19 protein-coding genes are annotated in these 22,132 nt (G+C 72.2%); 14 read left to right on the top strand and 5 right to left on the bottom strand.

Annotated elements, in window-relative coordinates:
- Positions 1-73 precede the first annotated feature (73 nt).
- Together ACFXGI_RS32275 and ACFXGI_RS32270 are read right to left on the bottom strand one after the other, a co-directional pair.
- Positions 74-2,002, bottom strand: coding sequence for a hypothetical protein (locus ACFXGI_RS32275; protein WP_384714466.1), 1,929 nt, complete (start codon positions 2,000-2,002; stop codon positions 74-76).
- 10 nt (positions 2,003-2,012) lie between these two features.
- Entirely contained in the window at positions 2,013-2,267 is a 255-nt protein-coding gene (locus ACFXGI_RS32270; RefSeq protein WP_384714463.1) for a MoaD/ThiS family protein, read from the bottom strand.
- A gap of 471 nt (positions 2,268-2,738) precedes the next feature.
- Between ACFXGI_RS32270 and ACFXGI_RS32265 the strand changes: the two genes are divergently transcribed.
- The 5 genes from ACFXGI_RS32265 (at position 2,739) to ACFXGI_RS32245 (ending at position 8,226) form a co-directional block, all read left to right on the top strand.
- Entirely contained in the window at positions 2,739-3,554 is an 816-nt protein-coding gene (locus ACFXGI_RS32265; protein WP_384714460.1) for a response regulator transcription factor, read from the top strand.
- A gap of 24 nt (positions 3,555-3,578) precedes the next feature.
- Positions 3,579-4,601 (top strand): LacI family DNA-binding transcriptional regulator, encoded by a 1,023-nt coding sequence (locus ACFXGI_RS32260; protein ID WP_099891111.1) that lies wholly within the window; start codon positions 3,579-3,581, stop codon positions 4,599-4,601.
- Positions 4,602-4,828: 227 nt separating this feature from the next.
- The gene (locus ACFXGI_RS32255) at positions 4,829-5,959 is read left to right on the top strand and encodes a S1C family serine protease (protein WP_384714457.1); all 1,131 of its coding nucleotides are present in this window, start codon (positions 4,829-4,831) and stop codon (positions 5,957-5,959) included.
- A 63-nt stretch (positions 5,960-6,022) separates the two neighbouring features.
- Positions 6,023-6,778: a response regulator transcription factor gene (locus ACFXGI_RS32250; RefSeq protein ID WP_384714454.1), complete on the top strand. Its 756-nt coding sequence runs from the start codon at positions 6,023-6,025 to the stop codon at positions 6,776-6,778.
- A complete protein-coding gene (locus ACFXGI_RS32245; RefSeq protein WP_384714451.1) occupies positions 6,775-8,226 on the top strand; it encodes a sensor histidine kinase in 1,452 nt (483 codons plus the stop codon). Before ACFXGI_RS32250 ends, ACFXGI_RS32245 begins: the two co-directional genes overlap by 4 nt.
- On the opposite strand, the gene ACFXGI_RS32240 is transcribed toward ACFXGI_RS32245, so the two are convergent.
- Together ACFXGI_RS32240 and ACFXGI_RS32235 are read right to left on the bottom strand one after the other, a co-directional pair.
- Positions 8,206-9,096: a phosphatidylinositol-specific phospholipase C gene (locus tag ACFXGI_RS32240; protein ID WP_384714448.1), complete on the bottom strand. Its 891-nt coding sequence runs from the start codon at positions 9,094-9,096 to the stop codon at positions 8,206-8,208. The genes ACFXGI_RS32245 and ACFXGI_RS32240 overlap by 21 nt on opposite strands.
- A 104-nt stretch (positions 9,097-9,200) precedes the next feature.
- Positions 9,201-9,770, bottom strand: coding sequence for a TetR family transcriptional regulator (locus tag ACFXGI_RS32235; protein WP_384714445.1), 570 nt, complete (start codon positions 9,768-9,770; stop codon positions 9,201-9,203).
- 149 nt (positions 9,771-9,919) lie between these two features.
- Here ACFXGI_RS32235 and ACFXGI_RS32230 point away from each other — a divergent pair, with 149 nt between their 5' ends.
- A complete protein-coding gene (locus ACFXGI_RS32230) occupies positions 9,920-10,702 on the top strand; it encodes an alpha/beta fold hydrolase (RefSeq protein WP_384714443.1) in 783 nt (260 codons plus the stop codon).
- Positions 10,703-10,798: 96 nt separating this feature from the next.
- On the opposite strand, the gene ACFXGI_RS32225 is transcribed toward ACFXGI_RS32230, so the two are convergent.
- Positions 10,799-12,613 (bottom strand): bifunctional metallophosphatase/5'-nucleotidase, encoded by a 1,815-nt coding sequence (locus ACFXGI_RS32225; RefSeq protein ID WP_384714440.1) that lies wholly within the window; start codon positions 12,611-12,613, stop codon positions 10,799-10,801.
- Positions 12,614-12,788: 175 nt separating this feature from the next.
- Here ACFXGI_RS32225 and mshD point away from each other — a divergent pair, with 175 nt between their 5' ends.
- The 8 genes from mshD to ACFXGI_RS32185 all read left to right on the top strand — a co-directional run.
- Complete coding sequence (mshD, locus tag ACFXGI_RS32220) at positions 12,789-13,721, top strand: mycothiol synthase (RefSeq protein WP_384714437.1); 933 nt, start codon at positions 12,789-12,791, stop codon at positions 13,719-13,721.
- 366 nt (positions 13,722-14,087) lie between these two features.
- Positions 14,088-16,370, top strand: coding sequence for an RNA degradosome polyphosphate kinase (locus tag ACFXGI_RS32215; protein ID WP_384714434.1), 2,283 nt, complete (start codon positions 14,088-14,090; stop codon positions 16,368-16,370).
- Positions 16,351-17,307 carry a CHAD domain-containing protein gene (locus tag ACFXGI_RS32210; protein ID WP_384714431.1) on the top strand — a complete coding sequence of 319 codons (957 nt, stop codon included), beginning with the start codon at positions 16,351-16,353 and terminating at the stop codon, positions 17,305-17,307. The genes ACFXGI_RS32215 and ACFXGI_RS32210 overlap by 20 nt, the downstream gene beginning before the upstream one ends.
- A gap of 331 nt (positions 17,308-17,638) precedes the next feature.
- Positions 17,639-18,778 (top strand): phosphate ABC transporter substrate-binding protein PstS, encoded by a 1,140-nt coding sequence (gene pstS / locus ACFXGI_RS32205; protein WP_384714428.1) that lies wholly within the window; start codon positions 17,639-17,641, stop codon positions 18,776-18,778.
- A 128-nt stretch (positions 18,779-18,906) separates the two neighbouring features.
- Entirely contained in the window at positions 18,907-19,896 is a 990-nt protein-coding gene (pstC, locus tag ACFXGI_RS32200) for a phosphate ABC transporter permease subunit PstC (RefSeq protein ID WP_384714425.1), read from the top strand.
- Positions 19,896-20,978 carry a phosphate ABC transporter permease PstA gene (pstA, locus tag ACFXGI_RS32195; RefSeq protein WP_384714422.1) on the top strand — a complete coding sequence of 361 codons (1,083 nt, stop codon included), beginning with the start codon at positions 19,896-19,898 and terminating at the stop codon, positions 20,976-20,978. The genes pstC and pstA overlap by 1 nt, the downstream gene beginning before the upstream one ends.
- A 30-nt stretch (positions 20,979-21,008) precedes the next feature.
- Positions 21,009-21,785 carry a phosphate ABC transporter ATP-binding protein PstB gene (pstB, locus tag ACFXGI_RS32190; RefSeq protein ID WP_384714419.1) on the top strand — a complete coding sequence of 259 codons (777 nt, stop codon included), beginning with the start codon at positions 21,009-21,011 and terminating at the stop codon, positions 21,783-21,785.
- Between the two features lie 211 nt (positions 21,786-21,996).
- Positions 21,997-22,132 (top strand): transposase (locus ACFXGI_RS32185; protein ID WP_384714578.1); only part of this gene is annotated, 136 nt, incomplete at its 3' end.

The following is a 22,132-nucleotide window of genomic DNA, read 5'->3' as shown; positions in this document are numbered from 1 at the left end:
TTGACCATGGACGGCCGTACGGGGGCCGTCAGGAGCGGGGGCGGGCCGGGCTGCGGGTGCCGCGCCCCCCGCGTCAGCCGACCACCCGCCCGATGAGGTAGACGGCGGGAGCGGCCGCCGCCAGCGGCAGCGCGACACCGGCCGTCATGTGGACGAACTTGGACGGGTAGTCGTACGCGGCCACCCTCAGCCCGATCAGCGCGCACACCCCGGCGGCCAGCCCGAGCAGAGCCCCGCCGACACCGACGGAGGTCAGCCCGCCGACGGCGATGCCCGCTCCGGTGGCGGCGGCCAGCGAGACGCCGACGGAGACCGGGGTCGGCAGCGGCAGCGCACGGGTGAAGACGGCGACCGCGACGGCCGCCGCTCCGACGCTGACGGCGGCGGAGTCGGCCGCCAGGTAGCCGGCGCAGACGATGGCGAGCGCGGCGGAGGCCACCGAGGCCATCAGCCCGTGCATCCGCTCGTCGGGGTCGGCGTGGCTGCGCAGCTGGAGGACCAGCGTGAGCAGCACCCAGGCGCCGAGGGTGCCGATGATCGCGCCGGGGCCGTACGTGTCGTCCACGGCGAGCACGGCCGCGTCGGCGACGAGGGCTCCGAGGAAGGCGAGGGCGATGCCCTGGCGGGCGGGCCACATGCCGTTGAGCCGGAACCAGCCGGCCGCGGTGAGTCCCTGGAGGACGATCAGCGGCGCGAGGAGGGCGAAGTCCCCGACGGCGGCGGCACCGGCCAGCAGCAGCCCGAGCGCGGCGGTCAGTACGGCCGGCTGCGGCCCGGGATCGATGATCGGCGACAGCCCCTCGGCCCGCGCCTGAGCCGGATCGACGGCCCGCAGGGTGTTCCCCCCGAGGGTGGGCGGAGAGTACTCGGGCTCCTCGCCGTCGGCGGGGGCCTCAGCCGCGGAAGCGGCCGCGGCCGGGGCCGGGGCCGGGGCGCCGGCGGCCTGCTCCTCGGGGCCCGAGCCGGAGCCGGAGCCGGGGTCGGGGCCCGGATAGGGCGGCAGGAAGGCGGTCTGCTCGGCGGCACCGCCCGCCGGGGCGGCCTGCGGAGCGGCGGCCTGCGGCGGGAGGTAGGCGGTCTGCTCGACGGCGGAGCCCTCGGCCCAGTCCGCGCCGGACCCGCCGCGCGCCCAGTCGCCGCCGGGAGCGGGGGGCTGGGCGGCGGGCGCCTCGTCCCGGAACCACCCCTCGGGAGCCACGGGCTGCGCCTGCGGCTCGGCCGCAGCGGGGCCCGGGTACGGCGGCAGGTAGGCGGTCTCGGCCGCGGCGGCGGCCGGCCGGCGCCCGCCCGTGTCGGAACCCGGGTACGGGTACGGCGTACCGGCGGCCGCCGGGGAGGCGGCCGGGCCCGGGTACGGCGGGAGGAAGGCCGTCTGCTCGGCGGCGTCGCCCGCCGGGGCGGCGGGCTGCGGCGGGAGGTACGCCGTCTGCTCCGCGGCGGAGCCCTCGGTCCAGGAGCCACCGCCCGGCGCCCAGCCGGAGGCGGCGGCCTCGTCGCGCAGGCCCCAGCCGGCCGCGGGGGCGGAGGCGGCCTGCGCCTCGCCACCCGGCTGCCAGCCGGCCGCGGGGGCGGGGGCGGCCGACGCGGCCGGGGCCTCGGTGCTCGGCTGCCAGCCGGCCGGCGGGGCCTGGGCGGCGGGTGCCTCGTCGCGGAACCAGCCCTCGGGCGCGGCCGACTGCCCGTACGCGGGCTGCCCGGCGCCTGGCTGCCCGTACGCGGGCTGCCCGGCGCCTGCGGGCTCCGGCCACGCCCCGGCTCCCTCCGGCGCCTGGGTCCAGCCCTGCGCCTGCGGGGCCGGCGCCTCGCCGGCTGCCGCCGCGGCGGCAGCCGCCTCGTCGCGGAACCAGCCGTCCGGCACAACCGGCCGGCCCGGCAGCGCGCCCGGCGGCGGCTGCACCGGCTGGTAGCCGGTTTCCCAGGTGTCCGACTGCCAGGTCTGGGTCCCGTACGGGTCCGGCTCCTGACTCTGCTGCTGCTGTCGCTGTTCCTCGGGAGTGCTCATCGGTTTCCGCTCACCCGCCCGCGAACGGCGGGAGCACCTCGACGGTGCCCCCCTCGGTCAGCGGTACGGCATCGTGCGGGCGCTTGCCCACGGGCTCTTCGTTCACGAGGAAGGAGCAGCGCTGCAGGACCAGGGTCAGCTCACCGGGATGGCGTTCCCGCACGGCGTCGAGCGCCTCGGCCAGTGTCCGCGCCGAGTACGGCTCCTCCGCCGTCTTGGCCGCGGCCTTGGCCGCCGCCCAGTAGCGGATGGTTCCGGTTGCCACTGCTGCTCCTATCGTCGGCTCTCTACCGTCGGCCTCCATGATGACCCCTCCGGCTCCCGGATCCGGTGTGCCTCCAGGCGCCCCGCATGTGCCCGGGCGGCCTCCCGTACGTCCATCGATCCGGTGAAACCGGGGCATACGCTGGTCGTGAGGGTGGCAGGAACCACAGACGCGGGGAAGGCCGATCCCCTGCCGCGCGGCGACGGGTGGGCTATTCTGCTGGCGAGAGGATCCGGGCAACGTTGCCCCCGGGTCCTTTTGTGCTTTCAGCGCGTTGAACGGACCGAGAACAGTGGTGTCCGTCCGGACCTCAGGGCGCGGGGACCGGCGAACGTCACACCGCACCAGCACCACGCACCACGCACCACGTACGAAGCAGTACCGCGAAAGTCCTCGACGGGACCGAGGAGGAACCGACGTGATGGACCAGCGAACCGTGCACGAACGCCCGACCGGGGCAGGTGGTCGGGCATGAGCTCTCTCCTGCTGCTGACCAATGCCCTCCAGCCGTCCACCGAGGTGCTGCCCGCCCTCGGCCTGCTGCTGCACAGCGTCCGGGTGGCCCCCGCCGAGGGCCCGGCCCTCGTGGACACCCCCGGCGCGGACGTCATCCTCGTCGACGGCCGCCGCGACCTGCCGCAGGTGCGCTCGCTCTGCCAGCTGCTCCGCTCCACGGGCCCCGGCTGTCCGCTCATCCTCGTCGTCACGGAGGGCGGCCTGGCGGCCGTCACCGCCGACTGGGGCATCGACGACGTCCTCCTCGACACCGCGGGCCCGGCCGAGGTCGAGGCGCGGCTGCGCCTGGCCACCGGCCGCCAGCAGCTCGGCTCCGACGACTCCCCGATGGAGATCCGCAACGGCGACCTGTCGGTCGACGAGGCGACGTACTCGGCGAAGCTGAAGGGACGGGTCCTCGACCTCACCTTCAAGGAGTTCGAGCTGCTCAAGTACCTCGCCCAGCACCCGGGCCGGGTCTTCACGCGTGCGCAGCTGCTCCAGGAGGTATGGGGGTACGACTACTTCGGCGGCACCCGGACGGTGGACGTGCACGTACGGCGGCTGCGCGCGAAGCTGGGCCCCGAGCACGAGTCCCTGATCGGTACGGTCCGCAACGTCGGCTACCGCTTCGTCACGCCGGAGAAGGTCGAGCGGGCGGCCGCGGAAGCCGCGGCCCAGGCGGCCGCCAAGGCCGCGGCGCAGGCGGCGGCCCGGGCTTCGGCCGGCGTCCCCCGTATGGAGGAACCTCCTGTGATCGTCCAGTCGACCGGACGGCCTGCCCAGAGGTAGGTCACCCCGCGTAGACTCCCGAGCGTGGCCAAGGTGACGCGGGATGACGTTGCACGACTTGCGGGTACGTCTACCGCCGTCGTGAGCTACGTCATCAACAACGGACCCCGGCCGGTCGCCCCGGCCACGCGCGAGCGTGTACTCGCCGCGATCAAGGAGCTGGGCTACCGCCCGGACCGGGTCGCACAGGCGATGGCGTCGCGGCGCACCGACCTCATAGGCATGATCGTCCCCGATGCCCGGCAGCCGTTCTTCGCGGAGATGGCGCACGCGGTCGAGCAGGCCGCCGCCGAGCGCGGAAAGATGGTCCTGGTCGGGAACTCCGACTACCGGGACGAGCGCGAGGTCCACTACCTGCGGGCCTTCCTCGGGATGCGGGTCTCGGGCCTGATCCTGGTCAGCCAGGGCATGAGCGAGCGCGCCGCCTCCGAGATCGAGGCGTGGGACGCGCGCGTCGTCCTCCTCCACGAGCGGCCGGAGGCCATCGACGACGTCGCGGTCGTCACGGACGACATCGGCGGCGCGCAGCTCGCCACCCGGCACCTGCTGGAGCACGGGCACGAGTACGTCGCCTGCATCGGCGGGGTGGAGAACACCCCGTCGGTCGGCGACCCCGTGGCCGACCACGTGGAGGGCTGGCGCCGGGCGATGCAGGAGTCGGGCCGCTCCGTCGAGGGCCGGCTCTTCGAGGCCCCGTACAACCGCTACGACGCGTACCGGGTGGCGCTGGAGGTCCTCTCCGGCCCGGACCGGCCGCCGGCCATCTTCTGCGCGACGGACGACCAGGCGATCGGCGTCCTGCGCGCGGCGCGCGAGCTGCGCATCGACGTGCCGGGGGAGCTGGCCGTGGCCGGCTTCGACGACGTCAAGGAGGCGGCCCTGACGGACCCGCCGCTGACGACGATCGCCTCGGACCGCCCGGCGATGGCCCGTGCGGCCGTGGACCTCGTCCTGGACGACGCCCTGCGCGTGGCCGGCTCCCGCCGCGAACGCCTGAAGCAGTTCCCGTCGGCCCTGGTCATCCGCCGCTCCTGCGGCTGCCGCTGACCCTCTCTTCGACGCGCTCCTCGCACCGCTCGGTGCCAGGGCGCCCCCGGGCTTCGGCCCGCTGCGCCGGCCTCCGTCGGCCGGCCTCCGTCCGTCGGCCCCGGCCGGCATGCCCCACCCCGCCCGGCGGCCCAAGGCAGGCGGGCTCATGTCGGGCATACGCGGTTCTGTCGGGCTTCTCAGGGGGGACTCAGGAAGCTCTCATGATCCGGGGACAGAGTCGAATCATGACCGAGAGCTTCCGCCGCGACGGCGAGTACCCGCAGGAGAACGGCCCGACCCAGAGCGCGCCCCTCGGCGGGGCATACCCGCCGCCGCCCGCCTACCCGCCCCCGGCGGCGCCCGGCTGGCACGAGGCGCACCAGCCCCCGGCAGCTCCCGTACCCACCGCGCCCTCCGGGGGCCCCGCGCACGCGGCCCGGGCCAAGCGGCCCGTCGCACTGCTCGCGGCCGTGGCGCTGGCCGCCGCCGTGATCGGGGGCGGCACCGCCGCCGGCGTGCAGCAGCTGCTCGCCGGCCAGGACCGCAGCGGCGGCGGCATCAGCGGCACCAACGTCTCGCAGTCCAGCACCGGCACCGTCTCCGGCGTCGCCGAGCAGGTCAGCCCTTCCGTCGTGCGGATCGACACCCGCACCGGCTCCGGCCAGGGCACCGGCTCCGGTGTCGTGGTCACCGCCGACGGCGAGATCGTCACCAACAACCACGTCGTCGACGGCGCCACCGAGATCCAGGTGACGATGAGCGACGGCAAGAAGTACACGGCCAAGACCGTCGGCACCGACCCCGACAAGGACCTCGCCCTCATCAAGCTCCAGGGCGCCAGTGGCCTCAAGCCGGCCAAGCTGGGCAACTCCGACAACCTCAAGGTCGGCGACCAGGTCGTCGCCATCGGCTCCCCCGACCGCCTCACCGGCACGGTCACGAGCGGCATCGTCTCCGCCCTGAACCGCGAGGTGAACGTCCCCAAGTCCGAGCAGCAGTCCCCCCAGCGCCAGCGCGGCGGCGGCAGCTGGCCGTTCTCGTACGACGGCCAGCAGTTCAACGGGAACACCGGGTCGAACACCACCTCGTACAAGGCCATCCAGACGGACGCCTCCCTCAACCCGGGCAACTCCGGCGGCGCCCTCGTCAACATGAACGGCGAGATCGTGGGCATGCCCTCCGCGATCTACTCCCCCTCCGGCGACAGCTCCGGCGCGGGCAGCGTCGGCCTCGGCTTCGCCATCCCGGTGAACACGGTCAAGGCCGACCTCGACTCCCTCCGCAAGGGCGGCCCGGGCGGAGCGGGCAACGGCGGCAACGCAGGCAACGGCAACAGCGACAACAGCGGCACCAACGGCTTCGGGACGTCGTTCTAAACGGCCCGGGCGTCCCGTGCGAGCCTGGTACGACCGAACACGACCACCCCTGGGGGACCGAAGATGAATCCGGCCGAAGGCGACCCACACCGCATCCTCGTCGTCGACGACGAACCGGCCGTGCGGGAGGCCCTGCGCCGCAGCCTCGCCTTCGAGGGGTACGCCGTGCAGACCGCCGTCGACGGGCTCGACGCGCTCGAGAAGGCGGCCTCGTACGACCCCGGCCTGATCGTCCTCGACATCCAGATGCCCCGGATGGACGGCCTCACGGCGGCCCGCCGGCTGCGCGCCTCCGGCAGCACCACCCCGATCCTGATGCTCACCGCCCGCGACACCGTCGGCGACCGCGTCACGGGCCTGGACGCGGGCGCCGACGACTACCTCGTCAAGCCCTTCGAGCTCGACGAGCTGTTCGCCCGCGTCCGCGCCCTGCTGCGCCGCAGCTCGTACGCGGCCTCGCGGGCCGGCGGCGACGGGGCCGCCGACGACACGGACGCCCTCGCCTTCGGCGACCTGCGCATGGACCTCGCCACCCGCGAGGTCACCCGCTCCGGGCGCCAGGTCGAGCTGACCCGCACCGAGTTCACACTGCTGGAGATGTTCCTGGCGCACCCGCGCCAGGTGCTGACCCGCGAGCAGATCCTCAAGACCGTCTGGGGCTTCGACTTCGAACCCAGCTCCAACTCCCTGGACGTGTACGTCATGTACCTGCGCCGCAAGACCGAGGCCGGGGGCGAGCCCCGCCTGGTGCACACCGTGCGCGGGGTGGGCTACGTCCTTCGCGCCGCCGGGGCCGGCGACTCCGGGGGGCTCGAGTGAGTCCGGCGGCCAGATTCCGCGCGCTCCCGCTGCGCTCCCGCATCGCCCTGCTGGTCGCCACGGCCGTGGCCCTGGCCGTGGCCACCGTGTCCGCGGTGTCGTGGGTGATGGTGCAGGCCCAGCTCGGCAACCAGCTGAACCAGTCCCTGATGTCCACCAATCCGACCGCGCAGGTGCTGGAACGGCTGCGCGAGGGCTGCCCGGCCCGCCCGCCGGCGCAGGCCCAGCAGGACATCGCCGAGAACCTGAACGCCACGGTCCAGATCGTCGCCTCGGACGGCAGCCACTGCTGGGTGAGCGGGCAGACCGACCTGCCGGTGACCGATACGGACAAGCAGGTCGCGGCGGGCCGCAAGGCCAAGGCGCTGCACGACGCGACGACCGACAACGGCGTCGCGATGCGCGTCTACACCTTCGCCGCGCGGACCCAGCCCGGCGCCCCGGTCTTCGCCGTCTCGGTGGCCCGGCCGCTGGCCGACATCGACAAGCCGCTGTCCACGCTGGCCTGGGTGCTGATCCTGGTCTCCGGGATCGGGGTGGCCGGCGCGGGCCTCGCCGGCCTGTGGGTGGCCCGTACGGGGCTGCGGCCGGTCGACGAGCTCACGGGTGCCGTCGAGCACATCGCCCGGACCGAGGACCTGACCGTACGCATCCCCGACGAGGGCGACGACGAGATCGCCCGCCTGTCGCGGTCCTTCAACTCCATGACGGCGGCGCTCGCCTCCTCCCAGGAGCGGCAGGCCCAGCTGATCGCGGACGCCGGGCACGAGCTGCGCACGCCCCTGACCTCGCTGCGCACCAACATCGAGCTGCTCGCGCGCAGCGAGGAGACCGGCCGCGCCATCCCGCCCGAGGACCGCAAGGAACTGCTGGCCTCGGTCAAGGCGCAGATGACGGAGCTGGCCGCGCTGATCGGGGACCTGCAGGAGCTGTCCCGCCCGGACGCGGCCCCGCCCGCCAAGCTGGAGGTGGTGGCCCTGCACGAGATCGCACAGAGCGCGCTGTCCCGTGCCCGGCTGCGCGGTCCCGAGCTGCACTTCACCGACGAGATCGCGCCCTGGTACGTGCGGGGCGAGGCGGCGGCGCTGGAGCGGGCGGTGGTCAACGTCCTGGACAACGCGGTGAAGTTCAGCCCGCCGGGCGGCACGGTCGAGGTCGCGCTGCGGGCCGGCGAGCTGACCGTACGCGACCACGGGCCCGGCATCCCGGCGGAGGACCTGCCGCACGTGTTCGAGCGGTTCTGGCGCTCCTCCTCGGCCCGCGCCCTGCCCGGCAGCGGGCTGGGCCTGTCGATCGTGGACCGTACGGTGCGCCGCACGGGCGGCAGCGTCGAGCTGCGGGCGGCCCCGGGCGGCGGCCCGGGCACGGAGGCGGTGCTCCGCATCCCGGGCGCTCCGGCGCCGCCGCCGGAGCGGCCGCGGCAGCCGTCAGTTGTGCCGTATGAGTGAGGCGACCAGTCCGGAGCGGGTGTTCGGGAAGTCCATCGGGACGATCCCGAGCCCGGTCCGGCCGGCCAGCTCCCCGCCGTCGACGAACGAGTGCACCTGCGGGTTGAGCCGGTCGGAGTTCCAGCGCGGGGGCATGTAGGCGGCGGTGCTGACGTAGTTCACGAACAGCTTCCCGGGCTGCTGGACGGCCTTGCGGAACTGGTTCTCGATCCGGCCGCGCTTGGCGAAGGGCTCGGTGTTGTAGTCGTCCTGGATGTCGAAGACGTTGCCGTCGCCGTAGCGCAGGCCGGGCAGACCGCCGTTGTCGGCGAGCAGGACCACCTTGCCCCTGGCCTGGCCGAGGGTGGGCAGCGAATCCGCGATCCGGAAGAGCGGGCGCCAGCCCCGGTTGTCGAGGTAGTCGTCGAACACGGCGCGGAAGGTGGCGTCGCTGTCCTCGGAGTACTCCTGCTTGAGCCGCATCAGCACGGTCTCGGAGGGGTGCGCGGCGAGGAAGTTCCAGCAGGCGACGAGGACGTCGCCGAACATCAGGTCCTGGAAGAACGCCGCGTGGTGGATGGCGAAGGAGCCGCCGGTGACGCGGCAGCGGACGTCCAGGAACCGGATCCCGGAGTCGAGCTGCTGGGCGATCGAGGTGTTCTGGCAGGCGACGTAGAGCCCGCCCTTGGTGGCGCCCGAGTCGTGGGTGCCGGGGATCGTCATCCGCTGGAGCGCGGTCGCGTCGCCGAGTCCGGCCATCCAGTCCTGGGTGGACAGGGCCTGCGTGCCGAGCGTACGGGCGCTGGCCGGCCCCGCCGCTCCGAGTACCGCGGCCGCGCCGGCGCCCGCCGCCAGTGCCCCGACCAGAAATGCCCGACGATCCAGTGCCATGCCCGCCCCTTTGCCGACCCGGTGATGGACTCCCAGCCTCCGCTGGGGTGGTGCCTCCGGGATTCTGGCGTGCGGGACGCGGCTTTACTACCCTTCGGTAGCCCCTAGCTTTCGAGCAACTCGGCCATGGCGCGCAGACCTTGGGCGAGCTCCCGGCCGGTCGGCGCCTGCTCCGGGTCGGTCAGCGCCTGCACCATCACCCCGCTCAGCAGCGCGATGTGCACCGACCCGAGGGCCCGTACGTCCTCCTCGGCGACCGCGCCCTCGGGGACCCCGCGCAGCTGCGCGGCCACCATGCGGCGGGCCTGGCGCTGGTTCTCGGCGAGGGTGGCGAGCAGCTCGGGCGCGGACTGGGCGTGGACGAAGGCCTCGACGGAGGCCATCCAGAGCCAGCGCATGTCGCCGAAGTCGCGGATCTTGCGGTCCCAGGTGTCGGCGTAGCGCTCCGCGGTGCTGGCGCCCTGGCCGGCGAGCCGGCCGGACCCGGCGGCCCACTCCTCCATGGCGGCGAAGAGGGCCAGGTTGAGGAGGGCCTCGCGCGAGCCGAAGTGGTAGCCGATCGCGGCCATGCTCACCTGCGACGCCGAGGCGATGTCGCGCACGGTCGTGCGCAGGTAGCCCTTCTCCTCCAGGCAGCGGCGCGCTCCGGCCAGCAGGTCCTCGCGATTTCCCATGCCGGGATCGTATCCGCGACAGATTTTGGGCAAGCGCGCAAGACATTCGTATTGCGCACTTGCCCAAATCCTGGCAGGCTCGTACCCGTACCGCACCGGAACCGCAGGACCCGACCGGCACCGCATGACCAACAGGGGAGAGCAAAGCCATGCGCCACACGCTGACGATCGACGACCGCGAGCTGTCGTACCTGGACTTCGGCGGCCCGGGACGCCCGCTGCTCGCCCTGCACGGAGGCATGTCCGAGGGCCTCGCCTTCGCCGGCCTCGCCGACGCCCTGGGCGACGCCTGGCGGGTCATCGCCCCCGACCAGCGCGGCCACGGCGACTCCGACCGGGCCCCCGACTACAACCGCGCGGGCTACCTCTCGGACACCGTGGCCCTCCTCGACCACCTCGGCCTGGACGCCCCCGTGGCCCTCCTCGGCTACTCCCTCGGCGGGTTCAACGCCTACCACCTGGCCGCCGCCCACCCCGACCGGGTCGCGGCCCTCGTCAACGTGGACGCCACCGTGGCGGTCGAACCCGACACCGCGGGAGCCCTCTTCGGCTTCCTGCGCGACATGCGGTACACCGCCCCCACCCGCGAGGAACTCCTCGCCGCGGCCGGCCCGGTGGGCTCGCAGTTCGTCGCGCAGGCACTGCGCCCGCTCGCCGACGGCGGCTGGCGGCTGCCGTTCCACCCGCAGGACATGACCGACTCCGCCGAGGCCTGCCGCGGCGACCACTGGGACACCTGGCTCGGGAGCCACTGCCCGGCGCTGCTGATCCACGGCACGCGCAGCCAGACGCTCACGCAGGAGACGGCCGACGCGATGGTCGCGCGCCGGCCGGGGACCTCGTACACACCTGTGGACGGGGACCACTTCCTGCCGTTCACCCACCCCGAGGAGTTCCACGAGGCCGTCCGGAAGTTCCTCGCGGGCATCTGACCGCTCCGCTCCGGTACGGGGGTCCGGGGCGGACACGCCGAAGGGGCGGCGGGCCGGGAAGGCCCACCGCCCCTTCGGGCTTGCCGCGCGCGGGTGTTACTTGACGACCGTGATGCGGTCCGCCACCGGCGGGGCGAGCGGGGCCGCCTCCGTCGACTTCGCCAGGTAGGCGTTGAAGGCCTCCAGGTCGGGCACGCCGACCAGCTTGTTCTTGTGGTCCTTCAGGACGGTGAAACCGTCACCGCCGCCCGCGAGGAACTCGTTCATCGCGACCCGGTAGGTCTTGGCGGGGTCGATCGCCGCGCCGTTCAGCTTCACCGAGTCGACGACGATGCGGTCCGCGCCCGCCTTCGTCATGTCCAGGGTGTACGTGAAGCCCTTCGAGACCTGCAGGATCTTCGGGTTCGGGCCGTTGACCGGGCCGCTGACCTGCTGCTGGAGCGCGGTGATCAGCTGCGCGCCCGTCAGGTCCACCACGTTCATCAGGTTGTTGAACGGCTGGACCGTGTAGGACTCGCCGTACGTCACGACGCCGTCGCCCTCGCCGCCCGCGGCCTTGTACGCCAGGTCGGCACGGATGCCGCCCGGGTTCATGACGGCCAGCTGCGCGCCGCCCTTGGCGGCCGGGGCCGTGGCCTCCAGCTGCGCGTCGGCAATCATGTCGCCGAGCGGCTTCTCGGGCGCCTCGGAGCCGCGGCCCGCGATGTCGGCCGAGATGTAGCCCATGGGACGGCTCGCGACCGGGGCGGCCAGCGCGTTCCAGCGGGTGATCAGCTCGGTCATGTCCGGGGCCTTGGGCTGGTTCCGGCTGACGAGCTTGTTGACCGGCTTCGGCGCGAGCGCCGCCGTACGGACGATGTCCTTGGTCTGGCGGTCGTACGTGAGCGTGGTGTCCGTGAACACGCGGCCGTACGAGGCGGCCGAGGTCACCATGCGCGGGTTGCCCGCCGGGTCCGGGATGTTGCAGGCGTAGGCCTGGTGCGTGTGGCCGGTCACCAGCGCGTCGACCTTCGGGTCCACGTTCTTGGCGATGTCCACGATCGCGCCCGAGATGCCGGCGCCGGCGCCCGGGGAGTCGCAGTCGTAGTTGTAGGCGCCGTTGGCGGGCAGGCCGCCCTCGTGGATGAGCGCGACGATCGACTTGACGCCCTGCTTGTTCAGCTCGGCGGCGTACTTGTTGATCGTCTCGACCTCGTCGCCGAACTTCAGGCCCTTGACCCCGTCGGCGGTGACGACGTCCGGCGTGCCCTCCAGGGTGACGCCGATGAAGCCGATCTTCACGTCCCCCTTCTGCCAGATGAAGGTCGGGTTCAGCATCGGACGCTTGGTCTTCTCGTCCGTGACGTTCGCCGCGAGGTACTTGTACTCGGCGCCCGTGTACTCCTTGCCGGGCTCGAAGCAGCCCTCGACCGGGTGGCAGCCGCCGTACGCCATGCGGCGCAGCTCGGCCTTGCCCTCGTCGAACTCGTGGTTGCCGACGCTGCTGACGTCGAGCTTCAGCTTGTTCAGTGCCTCGACGGTGGGCTCGTCGTGGAAGAGACCGGACAGCATCGGGCTGCCGCCGATCATGTCACCGGCCGCGGCCGTGACGGAGTACTCGTGACCCTTGCGGGCCTCGCGCAGGCTGGTCGCCAGGTACTCGACACCACCGGCGGGTATCGCCTTGGTGGTGCCGTCCGCCTGACGCTCGCTCACGGTGCCGGAGGAGCCCTGCGGGGGCTCCAGCGTGCCGTGGAAGTCGTTGAACGACAGCATCTGCACGTCGACGGTGCGGCTCTTGCCGGCACCGCCACCACTCGCGGCACCGGCCGGCAGTGCGGCCGCGACCATCGCTCCGGCACCGGCCGTGACGGCGATGGCGGCGAAGGTCAACCGGCGGGTTCGGCGGTGCCGTTGTGGCGTCGCTGACATTTAGTCCCCTTTTGGACAGCGGTAAAACTCGGGAGTTCGGCGGCAGCCTATGGTCAACGCGCGTAGCACGACAGGGGGTAGGGGTGTCGGACTGGTTACATGCAGAAGACGGCTCACCGTCGGTCCGCTGCACGCACACCACCGCGGGCGCCCGCCGCGGTCGTAGGCTCGACGCATGACTGACGACGCAGCAACGGCCCTCGAGCCGGGACGCCAGATCCAGACCCTCGACGAGCTGACGGAGGAACAGGCCGACGCCGTGCTCACCCTCATCGAGGACGCGGCGCGCACGGACGGCACCACCGCCGTGTCCGAGCAGGGCCGCCTCCAGCTGCGCGGCGGACGCCGCGAGGGCATCCGGCACTTCCTGCTCACCGAGAAGGGCCGGCTCGCCGGATACGGACAGCTGGAGGACACCGATCCGGTGGAGGCCCCCGCCGCCGAGCTCGTCGTCCACCCCGCGCTGCGCGGGCGCGGGCACGGGCGGGCGCTGGGTTCGGCCCTGCTGGCCGCCTCGGGCAAGCGGATCCGGGTGTGGGCGCACGGCGGCAAGTCGGCCGCCCGCCACCTCGCGCAGGTGCTCGGCCTGACCCTGTTCCGGGAGCTGCGCCAGCTGCGCCGCCCGCTGGGCCCGGACGGGCCGCCCCTGCCCGAGGTGGCGCTGCCCGCCGGGGTGACCGTACGGACCTTCGTGCCCGGCCAGGACGACGCGGCCTGGCTCGCGGTGAACTCGGCCGCCTTCGCCCACCACCCCGAACAGGGCTCGCTGACGCAGCGGGACCTGAACGACCGGATCGCGCAGCCCTGGTTCGACCCCAAGGGCTTCTTCCTCGCCGAGCGGGACGGGGAGCTGATCGGCTTCCACTGGACGAAGGTGCACGCCGAGGAGCGCCTCGGGGAGGTCTACGTGCTCGGCGTCCGCCCCGGCGCCCAGGGCGGCGGCCTCGGCAAGGCCCTCACCGCGGTCGGCCTGAACCACCTCGCGGGGGCCGGCCTGCCCACCGCGATGCTGTACGTGGACGCCGACAACCCGGCGGCCCTCGCCGTGTACGAGGGCCTCGGCTTCAGCACCCACGAGGTCGACCTGATGTACCGCACGGAAAGCTGACGCGGCCCCCGCCGAAGACGGATGGCGCCCTCACGGAACGCCGACGGACGACCGGCGGACGACCGGCGGACGACCGGCGACTCCCTCACGGAGGGCCGCCCGCGGGGCACGGAGAGCGAGGGCCCGCCTTCGGGTGGGCCCCGCGCCCGGGGCGCACGCGGGGGACACGGGGGACGCGCCGGTGCATTCCGGGCGTGGAAACGACGTAAAAGACGTACTCGTGCACCACCCGGAGCCTGGAAGCCATGCGGCATTCACCGGACCTTCATGCACGCTTGCGACTCTCCCCGCATGCAGCCCCGACTCCGACTGACGGCGATCCCGTCCGACGCGCCTGTCCTGCCCCCTGCGCGGAACAATGGAGTCATGAGCCCCCAGCCCAGCGCAGGCCCCACCGAGGTCCCCGCCCAGCACCCGTCTCACACGTCTGCCGACGCCGCCCCGGCCGCCCCCGGCCCGGCGGCCAAGCCCGCGCGGATCGGCTCCATAGCCGCGCACCGCCCGCACTCCGGCCTCGAGCCCGGCCTCGCGCCCGATCTCGACGCCGACCTGGACGCCTACGACGACAAGGACGGCGACGAGCTCCCCCCGGGGCGCTTCCTCGACCGCGAGCGCAGCTGGCTGGCCTTCAACGAGCGCGTCCTGGAGCTGGCCGAGGACCCGGCGACCCCGCTCCTGGAGCGCGCCAACTTCCTGGCGATCTTCGCGAGCAACCTCGACGAGTTCTTCATGGTCCGCGTCGCCGGCCTCAAGCGGCGCATCGCGACGGGCGTCGCCACCCGTTCGGCCTCCGGCCTCCAGCCCCGCGAAGTGCTGGACCTGATCTGGACCCGCTCGCGCGAGCTCATGGCCCGGCACGCCGCCTGCTTCCAGCAGGACATCTCCCCGCAGCTCGCCGAAGAGGGCATCCACCTCATCCGCTGGCCGGACCTCACCGAGAAGGAGCAGGCCCGCCTCTTCACCCTGTTCCGCAACCAGATCTTCCCGGTGCTCACCCCGCTGGCCGTGGACCCCGCGCACCCGTTCCCGTACATCTCGGGGCTCTCGCTGAACCTCGCGGTCGTCGTCCGCAACCCCGTCAGCGGCCACCGCCACTTCGCGCGCGTCAAGGTCCCGCCGCTGCTCTCGCGCTTCCTGGAGGCCTCCCCGCAGCGCTACGTCCCCCTCGAGGACGTCATCGCAGCGCACCTGGAGGAGCTCTTCCCCGGCATGGAGGTCCTGGACCACCACATGTTCCGGGTGACCCGCAACGAGGACCTGGAGGTCGAGGAGGACGACGCGGAGAACCTGCTCCAGGCCCTGGAGAAGGAGCTCATGCGGCGCCGCTTCGGCCCGCCGGTGCGCCTGGAGGTCGAGGAGTCCATCGACCCCGCCGTCCTGGACCTCCTCGTGCAGGAGCTGAACGTCTCCGCCGCCGAGGTCTACCCGCTGCCCGGCCCGCTGGACCTGACCGGCCTCTTCGGCATCGCCTCCCTGGACCGGCCCGAGCTGAAGTACCCCAAGTTCGTCGCCGGCACCCACCGCGACCTCGCCGAGGTCGAGTCCGCGTCCGCGCCCGACATCTTCGCCGCGCTGCGCGAGCGGGACGTGCTGCTGCACCACCCGTACGACTCCTTCTCCACCTCGGTGCAGGCCTTCCTGGAACAGGCCGCCGCCGACCCGGACGTCCTCGCGATCAAGCAGACGCTGTACCGCACCTCCGGCGACTCCCCGATCGTGGACGCCCTGATCGACGCCGCCGACTCCGGCAAGCAGGTCCTCGTACTCGTCGAGATCAAGGCCCGCTTCGACGAGCAGGCCAACATCAAATGGGCCCGCAAGCTGGAGGAGTCCGGCTGCCACGTCGTGTACGGCCTGGTGGGCCTGAAGACCCACTGCAAGCTGTCCCTCGTGGTCCGCCAGGAGGGCGACACCCTGCGCCGCTACTCCCACGTCGGCACCGGCAACTACCACCCCAAGACCGCCCGCCTGTACGAGGACCTCGGCCTGCTCACCGCCGACCCGCAGGTCGGCGCGGACCTCTCCGACCTCTTCAACCGGCTGTCCGGTTACTCGCGCCGCGAGACCTACCGCCGCCTGCTGGTGGCCCCGCGCTCGCTGCGCGACGGCCTGATCGCGCGGATCGACAAGGAGGCCGCCCACCACCGGGCCGGCCGCCCCGCGTACGTGCGCCTCAAGATGAACTCGATCGTCGACGAGGCCCTCATCGACTCGCTCTACCGGGCCTCCCAGGCGGGAGTGCCCGTCGACATCTGGGTCCGCGGCATCTGTGCCGTACGCCCCGGGGTCCCCGGGCTCTCGGACAACATCCGGGTCCGCTCGATCCTCGGCCGCTTCCTGGAACACTCCCGGGTCTTCGCCTTCGGCAACGGCGGCGAGCCCGAGGTGTGGATCGGCAGCGCCGACATGATGCACCGCAACCTCGACCGCCGCATCGAGGCACTGGTCAGGGTCGCCGACCCGGCCCACCGCGCGGCACTGGACCGGATGCTGGAGACCGGCATGTCCGACGCCACCTCCTCCTGGCACCTGGGCCCGGACGGCGAATGGACCCGGCACAGCACGGACCACGAAGGCCAGCCGCTGCGGCACGTTCAGGAGATGCTCATAGACGCCCGGAGGCGCCGGCGTGGCTCTGCCAAACCATGACCTGACAGCGCGTGGAGAGGGGTTCGCGGGTGACGTGCTCGGCACGTACCTGCGGGCCCAGGCCACCGCCTTCCTGCGCGGGCTGCGCCTCCACGAGGAGAGCGGGGCCGACGCCGCGGAGGGCAGCGATGCGGCGCGCAGCCTGCGGGGGGCTGCGCGCCGCATCAGCGGATCCCTGTCCACCTTCCGGGTGGTGACCGAGTCCTCCTGGGCCGACGGACTGCGCACCGAGCTGGTGTGGCTGTCCTCGACCCTGGCGGACGAGCACGCCTACGCCGCCCGGCTGACCCGGCTGCTGGACGCGCTGCACCGGCTGTCGGGCTCCCCGGAGGTGCCCGCGCCCCGGGGCGCCGCCGGCGCGCTGACGGTGGGCTCGGCGCGCGCCGGGGCCCTGCTGGAGCGGCAGCTCACGCTGGCCCGGACCCGCGCCCACTCGGCGACCCTCCAGGCGCTGGGCTCGTCCCGGTTCCACGCGGTCGCGGACGCCGTGGCCGTACTGGCCTCCGAGGTGCCGCTGGACCCGGTCGCGGCCCGCGGGCGGGTGGACGAGGTCCTGGTCCCGCTGGCGGAGGTGGCCCACACCCGGCTGGCGGCGGCCGTCTCGGCGCTGCCGCACGCCGCCGAGTCCCAGACGTACAACGCCGACCACGACGGCTCCTGGCACGAGGTGCGCCGGCTGCTGCGGGTCCACCGCTACGCCCGGGAGACCCTGGGCGAGGACGTGGCCCGGCTGGCGGCGGCCGGCGAGGCCCTGGACCGCCACCGCGACGCCGCGGAGGCCGCAGCCGCCTCGGCGACGGCGGCGCGCACCCCGCGGATCGCCCCGGCGACGGCGTACGCCCTGGGCGTGCTCCACGCCGACCAGCGCCACGAGGCGGAGGCGGCCCGCTCCACGTTCCAGGGCCTGTGGCAACCGGCGACGGTCGCCGCCCCCTGACCGGGCAGCGACCGAAAAGATTCGGCCATCCCCGGGTCCGCCGCAGGCCCGGGGAACCACCCCGTCCGGGGGTCACATAACGGTAACGGCGGGACAACGGCGGATGACACTCCGGAGCAAACCCGACCATCCACACCAGGCCGTCCGCCACGGTTCACCGTCCGTTCACTTGGCCCGGTCGGCCGCTTCACCTGATCTGCCTAATTTCAGTGGTGCACGGAGCGCGTCGTCCACCAGATCGAATGACACGCCGTGCATCCGACGTAGTCCTCTTCGCACGCCGCCCCGACACAGAAAGCGGCCGGCGGCTTCTGGAAGGAACACCCGAAAAGTGAAGCTTCAGCGCAAGAACATGCTTCGTGCCTCCGCCCTCGGGGCGCTTGTCGTGTCCGGCGCCCTGGTCCTCACGGCGTGCGGCTCGGACAACAACACGAAGGATGGCGGCGCCGCCAGCGGCAAGCCGTCGGCCGCCGCCGCGGGCGACGTCAAGTGCGACGACGCCAAGGGCAAGCTCCTTGCCTCCGGCTCCTCCGCCCAGAAGAACGCCGTGGACCTGTGGGTCAAGAACTACATGGCCGCCTGCTCCGGCGTCGAGGTCAACTACAAGTCCTCCTCCTCCGGTGAGGGCATCGTCGCCTTCAACCAGGGCACCGTCGGTTTCGCCGGCTCGGACTCGGCGCTGAAGCCCGACGCCGTCGAGGAGTCGAAGAAGATCTGCACCGGCGGCCAGGGCATCAACCTGCCCATGGTCGGCGGCCCGATCGCCCTCGGCTTCAACGTCGCCGGCGTGGACAAGCTGAACCTGGACGCCCCCACGATCGCCAACATCTTCAACGACAAGATCAAGAAGTGGGACGACGAGGCGATCAAGAAGCTGAACCCCGGCGTCACGCTTCCCTCCACCGCCATCCAGGCCTTCCACCGCTCCGAGGACTCGGGCACCACCGAGAACCTGGGCAAGTACCTCAAGGCCGCCGCTCCCGAGGCCTGGACGTACGAGGCCGCCAAGAAGTGGCCGGCCCCCGGTGGCCAGGGCGCGACCGGCTCCGCCGGTGTCGCCTCCCAGGTGAAGGCCGTTGACGGCGCGATCGGCTACTTCGAGCTGTCCTACGCCTCCTCGCAGAGCATCAAGACGGTCGACGTGAACACGGGCGCCGCCGCCCCGGTCAAGGCCTCCTCCGAGTCCGCCTCCAAGGCCATCGCCGCCGCCAAGATCGCCGGCACCGGCTCCGACCTGGCGCTGAAGCTCGACTACACCACCAAGGCCGAGGGTGCCTACCCGATCGTCCTGGTGACGTACGAGGTCGTCTGCGACAAGGGCAACAAGCCCGAGACGCTCGCCACCGTCAAGTCCTTCCTGAACTACACCGCCTCGGACGCGGGCCAGAAGGTCCTCTCCGAGAACGGCTACGCGCCCATCCCGGCCGAGATCAACACCAAGGTCCGCGAAGTCGTCAAGTCGCTGTCCTAATCACTGAGCCTCCGGTGCCGGGCAGTTCCCGTCCGAACTGCCCGGCCCGCGAGGACCCTCCCCTCCACCCAGGGGATCCGGTGCACCGCCGCCAGGGGGCAAGGCCCCCCACCCAGACCGGAAAGATCATGGCTTCCACCACACCCACCCAGATAGACCAGGCTCCGCCTGTCTCCAAGAGCGCGAGGTCCACCGGCCGAGCCGGTGACAAGATCTTCGCCGGGCTCTCCAAGGGCTCCGGCATCCTGCTCCTGGTGATCATGGCGTCGATCGCCGTCTTCCTCACCTACCGTGCCTCGATCGCACTGTCGAAGAACGAGGGCAACTTCCTCACCACCTTCGACTGGAACGCGTCCGCCACGCCCCCCGTCTTCGGCATCGCCGTCCTGCTCTTCGGCACCGTCGTCAGCTCGATCATCGCGATGGCCATCGCGGTTCCGATCGCTGTCGGCATCGCCCTCTTCATCTCGCACTACGCGCCGCGCAAGCTGGCCGCGCCCCTCGCGTACGTGGTCGACCTGCTGGCCGCCGTGCCGTCGATCATCTACGGCATCTGGGGCGCCCTCTTCCTGGTCCCGCAGCTCGGAGGCCTCAACCTCTGGCTCGACGAGTACATGGGCTGGACCTACGTCTTCGACAAGACCCAGGTCGGCGTCGCCCGCTCGCTCTTCACCGTCGGCATCCTGCTCGCGATCATGATCCTGCCGATCGTGACCAGCGTCAGCCGCGAGGTCTTCCTGCAGGTCCCGCGCATGAACGAGGAGGCCGCCCTGGCCCTCGGCGCGACCCGCTGGGAGGTCATCCGCATGTCGGTGCTGCCCTTCGGCCGCTCCGGCGTCATCTCCGCCTCGATGCTCGGCCTCGGCCGCGCCCTCGGCGAGACCATGGCCGTCGCGACCGTCCTCTCCCCGAGCTTCCTGATCAACGGCCACATCCTGGACCCGGGCGGCGGCACCTTCGCGCAGAACATCGCCGCGAAGTTCGACGAGGCCAACGAGTTCGGCCGTGACGCGCTGATCGCCTCCGGTCTGGTCCTCTTCCTGCTCACCCTGCTGGTCAACGGTGCAGCCCGCCTGATCATCGCTCGCCGCAAGGACTTCTCGGGGGCGAACGCCTGATGAGCCACGCACTCCAGGACCAGCGGCCCGCCCGGGCCCCGAAGTCCGCCGCTCCCGCCAGCCTGACCCGAGGCGGCCTCCCCCGCTGGGCCCCGGCCGGCACCGCGGTTCTCTCGATCGCCCTCGGCTGCGGCATCGGCGCCCTCGCCGACCTGCACAGCAAGGTCCAGTGGGGCCTGATCGCCTCGATCCTGTTCATCGTGATCACGTACGTCTCCAGCGCGATCGTCGAGAACCGCCGCCAGGCCAAGGACCGCATCGCGACCTCCCTCGTGTGGGTCTCCTTCGTCCTCGCGGTCATCCCGCTGCTCTCGCTGATCTGGACCACCGTCAGCCGCGGCATCAAGGCCCTCGACGGCGACTTCCTCAGCCACTCGATGAACGGCGTCACCAGCTTCGAGCAGGGCGGCGGCGTCTACCACGCGCTGCTCGGCACCATCGAGCAGGTCGCCCTGGCCGCCCTGATCGCGGCGCCGATCGGCCTGCTGACCGCCGTCTACCTGGTCGAGTACGGCAAGGGCGCGCTGGCCAAGGCCGTGACCTTCTTCGTCGACGTCATGACCGGCATCCCCTCCATCGTCGCGGGTCTGTTCATCCTCACGACCTGGAACCTGGCGCTCGGCTTCGGCCCGTCCGGCTTCGCCGGCTCGATGGCCCTGTCGATCCTGATGATGCCCGTCGTGGTCCGCTCCACCGAGGAGATGCTCAAGCTCGTTCCGAACGAGCTGCGCGAGGCCGCCCTCGCCCTCGGTGTGCCGAAGTGGCGCGTGATCCTCAAGGTCGTGCTCCCCACCGCCATCGGCGGCATCGCGACCGGCGTCATGCTGGCCGTCGCCCGCATCGCCGGTGAGACCGCGCCGATCATGCTGCTGGTCTTCGGTACCCAGCTGATCAACGGCAACCCCTTCGAAGGTGCTCAGTCCTCGCTCCCGCTGTACATCTGGGAGCAGTACAAGGTCGGCAGTGACGCCTCCTACGACCGGGCATGGGCCGCAGCGCTCGTCCTGATCGCCTTCGTCATGATCCTCAATCTGGTGGCCCGCGGCATCGCCCGCTGGAAGGCCCCAAAGACCGGTCGCTGACGCGACCCCCTGAAAGCGAAGTGACCCCTCATGGCGAAGCGAATCGACGTCAGCGGACTGTCCGCCTTCTACGGCGCCCACAAGGCCATCGATGACATCTCGATGACCGTGGAGCCCCGCTCCGTGACCGCCTTCATCGGCCCGTCCGGCTGCGGCAAGTCCACCTTCCTGCGCACCCTGAACCGCATGCACGAGGTCACCCCCGGCGGCCGCGTCGAGGGCAAGGTGCTCCTGGACGACGAGAACCTGTACGGCGCCGGCGTCGACCCGGTCGCGGTCCGCCGCACCGTCGGCATGGTCTTCCAGCGTCCGAACCCCTTCCCCACCATGTCGATCTTCGACAACGTGGCGGCGGGCCTGCGTCTGAACGGCAGCTTCAGGAAGTCCGAGCTCACGGAGATCGTGGAGCGGTCCCTGAAGGGCGCGAACCTCTGGAACGAGGTCAAGGACCGCCTGAACAAGCCGGGCTCCGGCCTCTCCGGCGGCCAGCAGCAGCGTCTGTGCATCGCCCGCGCCATCGCGGTCGAGCCGGAGGTCCTGCTGATGGACGAGCCCTGCTCGGCCCTGGACCCGATCTCCACCCTCGCGATCGAGGACCTGATCGGCGAGCTCAAGGAGCGCTTCACGATCGTCATCGTGACGCACAACATGCAGCAGGCCGCCCGCGTCTCCGACCGCACCGCGTTCTTCAACCTCGCGGCGGTCGGCCAGCCCGGCAAGCTCATCGAGATCGACGACACGGACCGGATCTTCTCGAACCCGTCCGTCCAGGCGACCGAGGACTACATCTCGGGCCGCTTCGGCTAGGCCGAAGCCCCTCCGACGAGACATCATGCGGCTCCGCCGCGTGGTCCCGACGTCCTGCGGTGCTGCATGGCGGTGCCACCGCAAGGCGAAAGAAAAGGGCCGGCTCCCCCTGGGTGGGGGGAGCCGGCCCGCTTTCGTTTCCCGGTCGCGACCGGGAAACGGCCTAGGGTCTGTTGCGAAAGTGGATCTTGTTCGTTCATGATCACGTCTTGTGGGACGTGGAGATCTGACGAACGGCCAGTGGGCCCGGCGTGAGCCGCTGCTGCCGCAGGGCATCAAGCCGGGCCGGCCGCAGGTGTGGACGCGTCGGCAGCTGATAGACGGCATACGGTGGCGGATCCGCACTG

This window comes from Streptomyces sp. NPDC059355, assembly GCF_042752335.1.
GTDB lineage: Bacteria > Actinomycetota > Actinomycetes > Streptomycetales > Streptomycetaceae > Streptomyces.
This window is presented reverse-complemented; position numbering and strand designations above follow the sequence as displayed.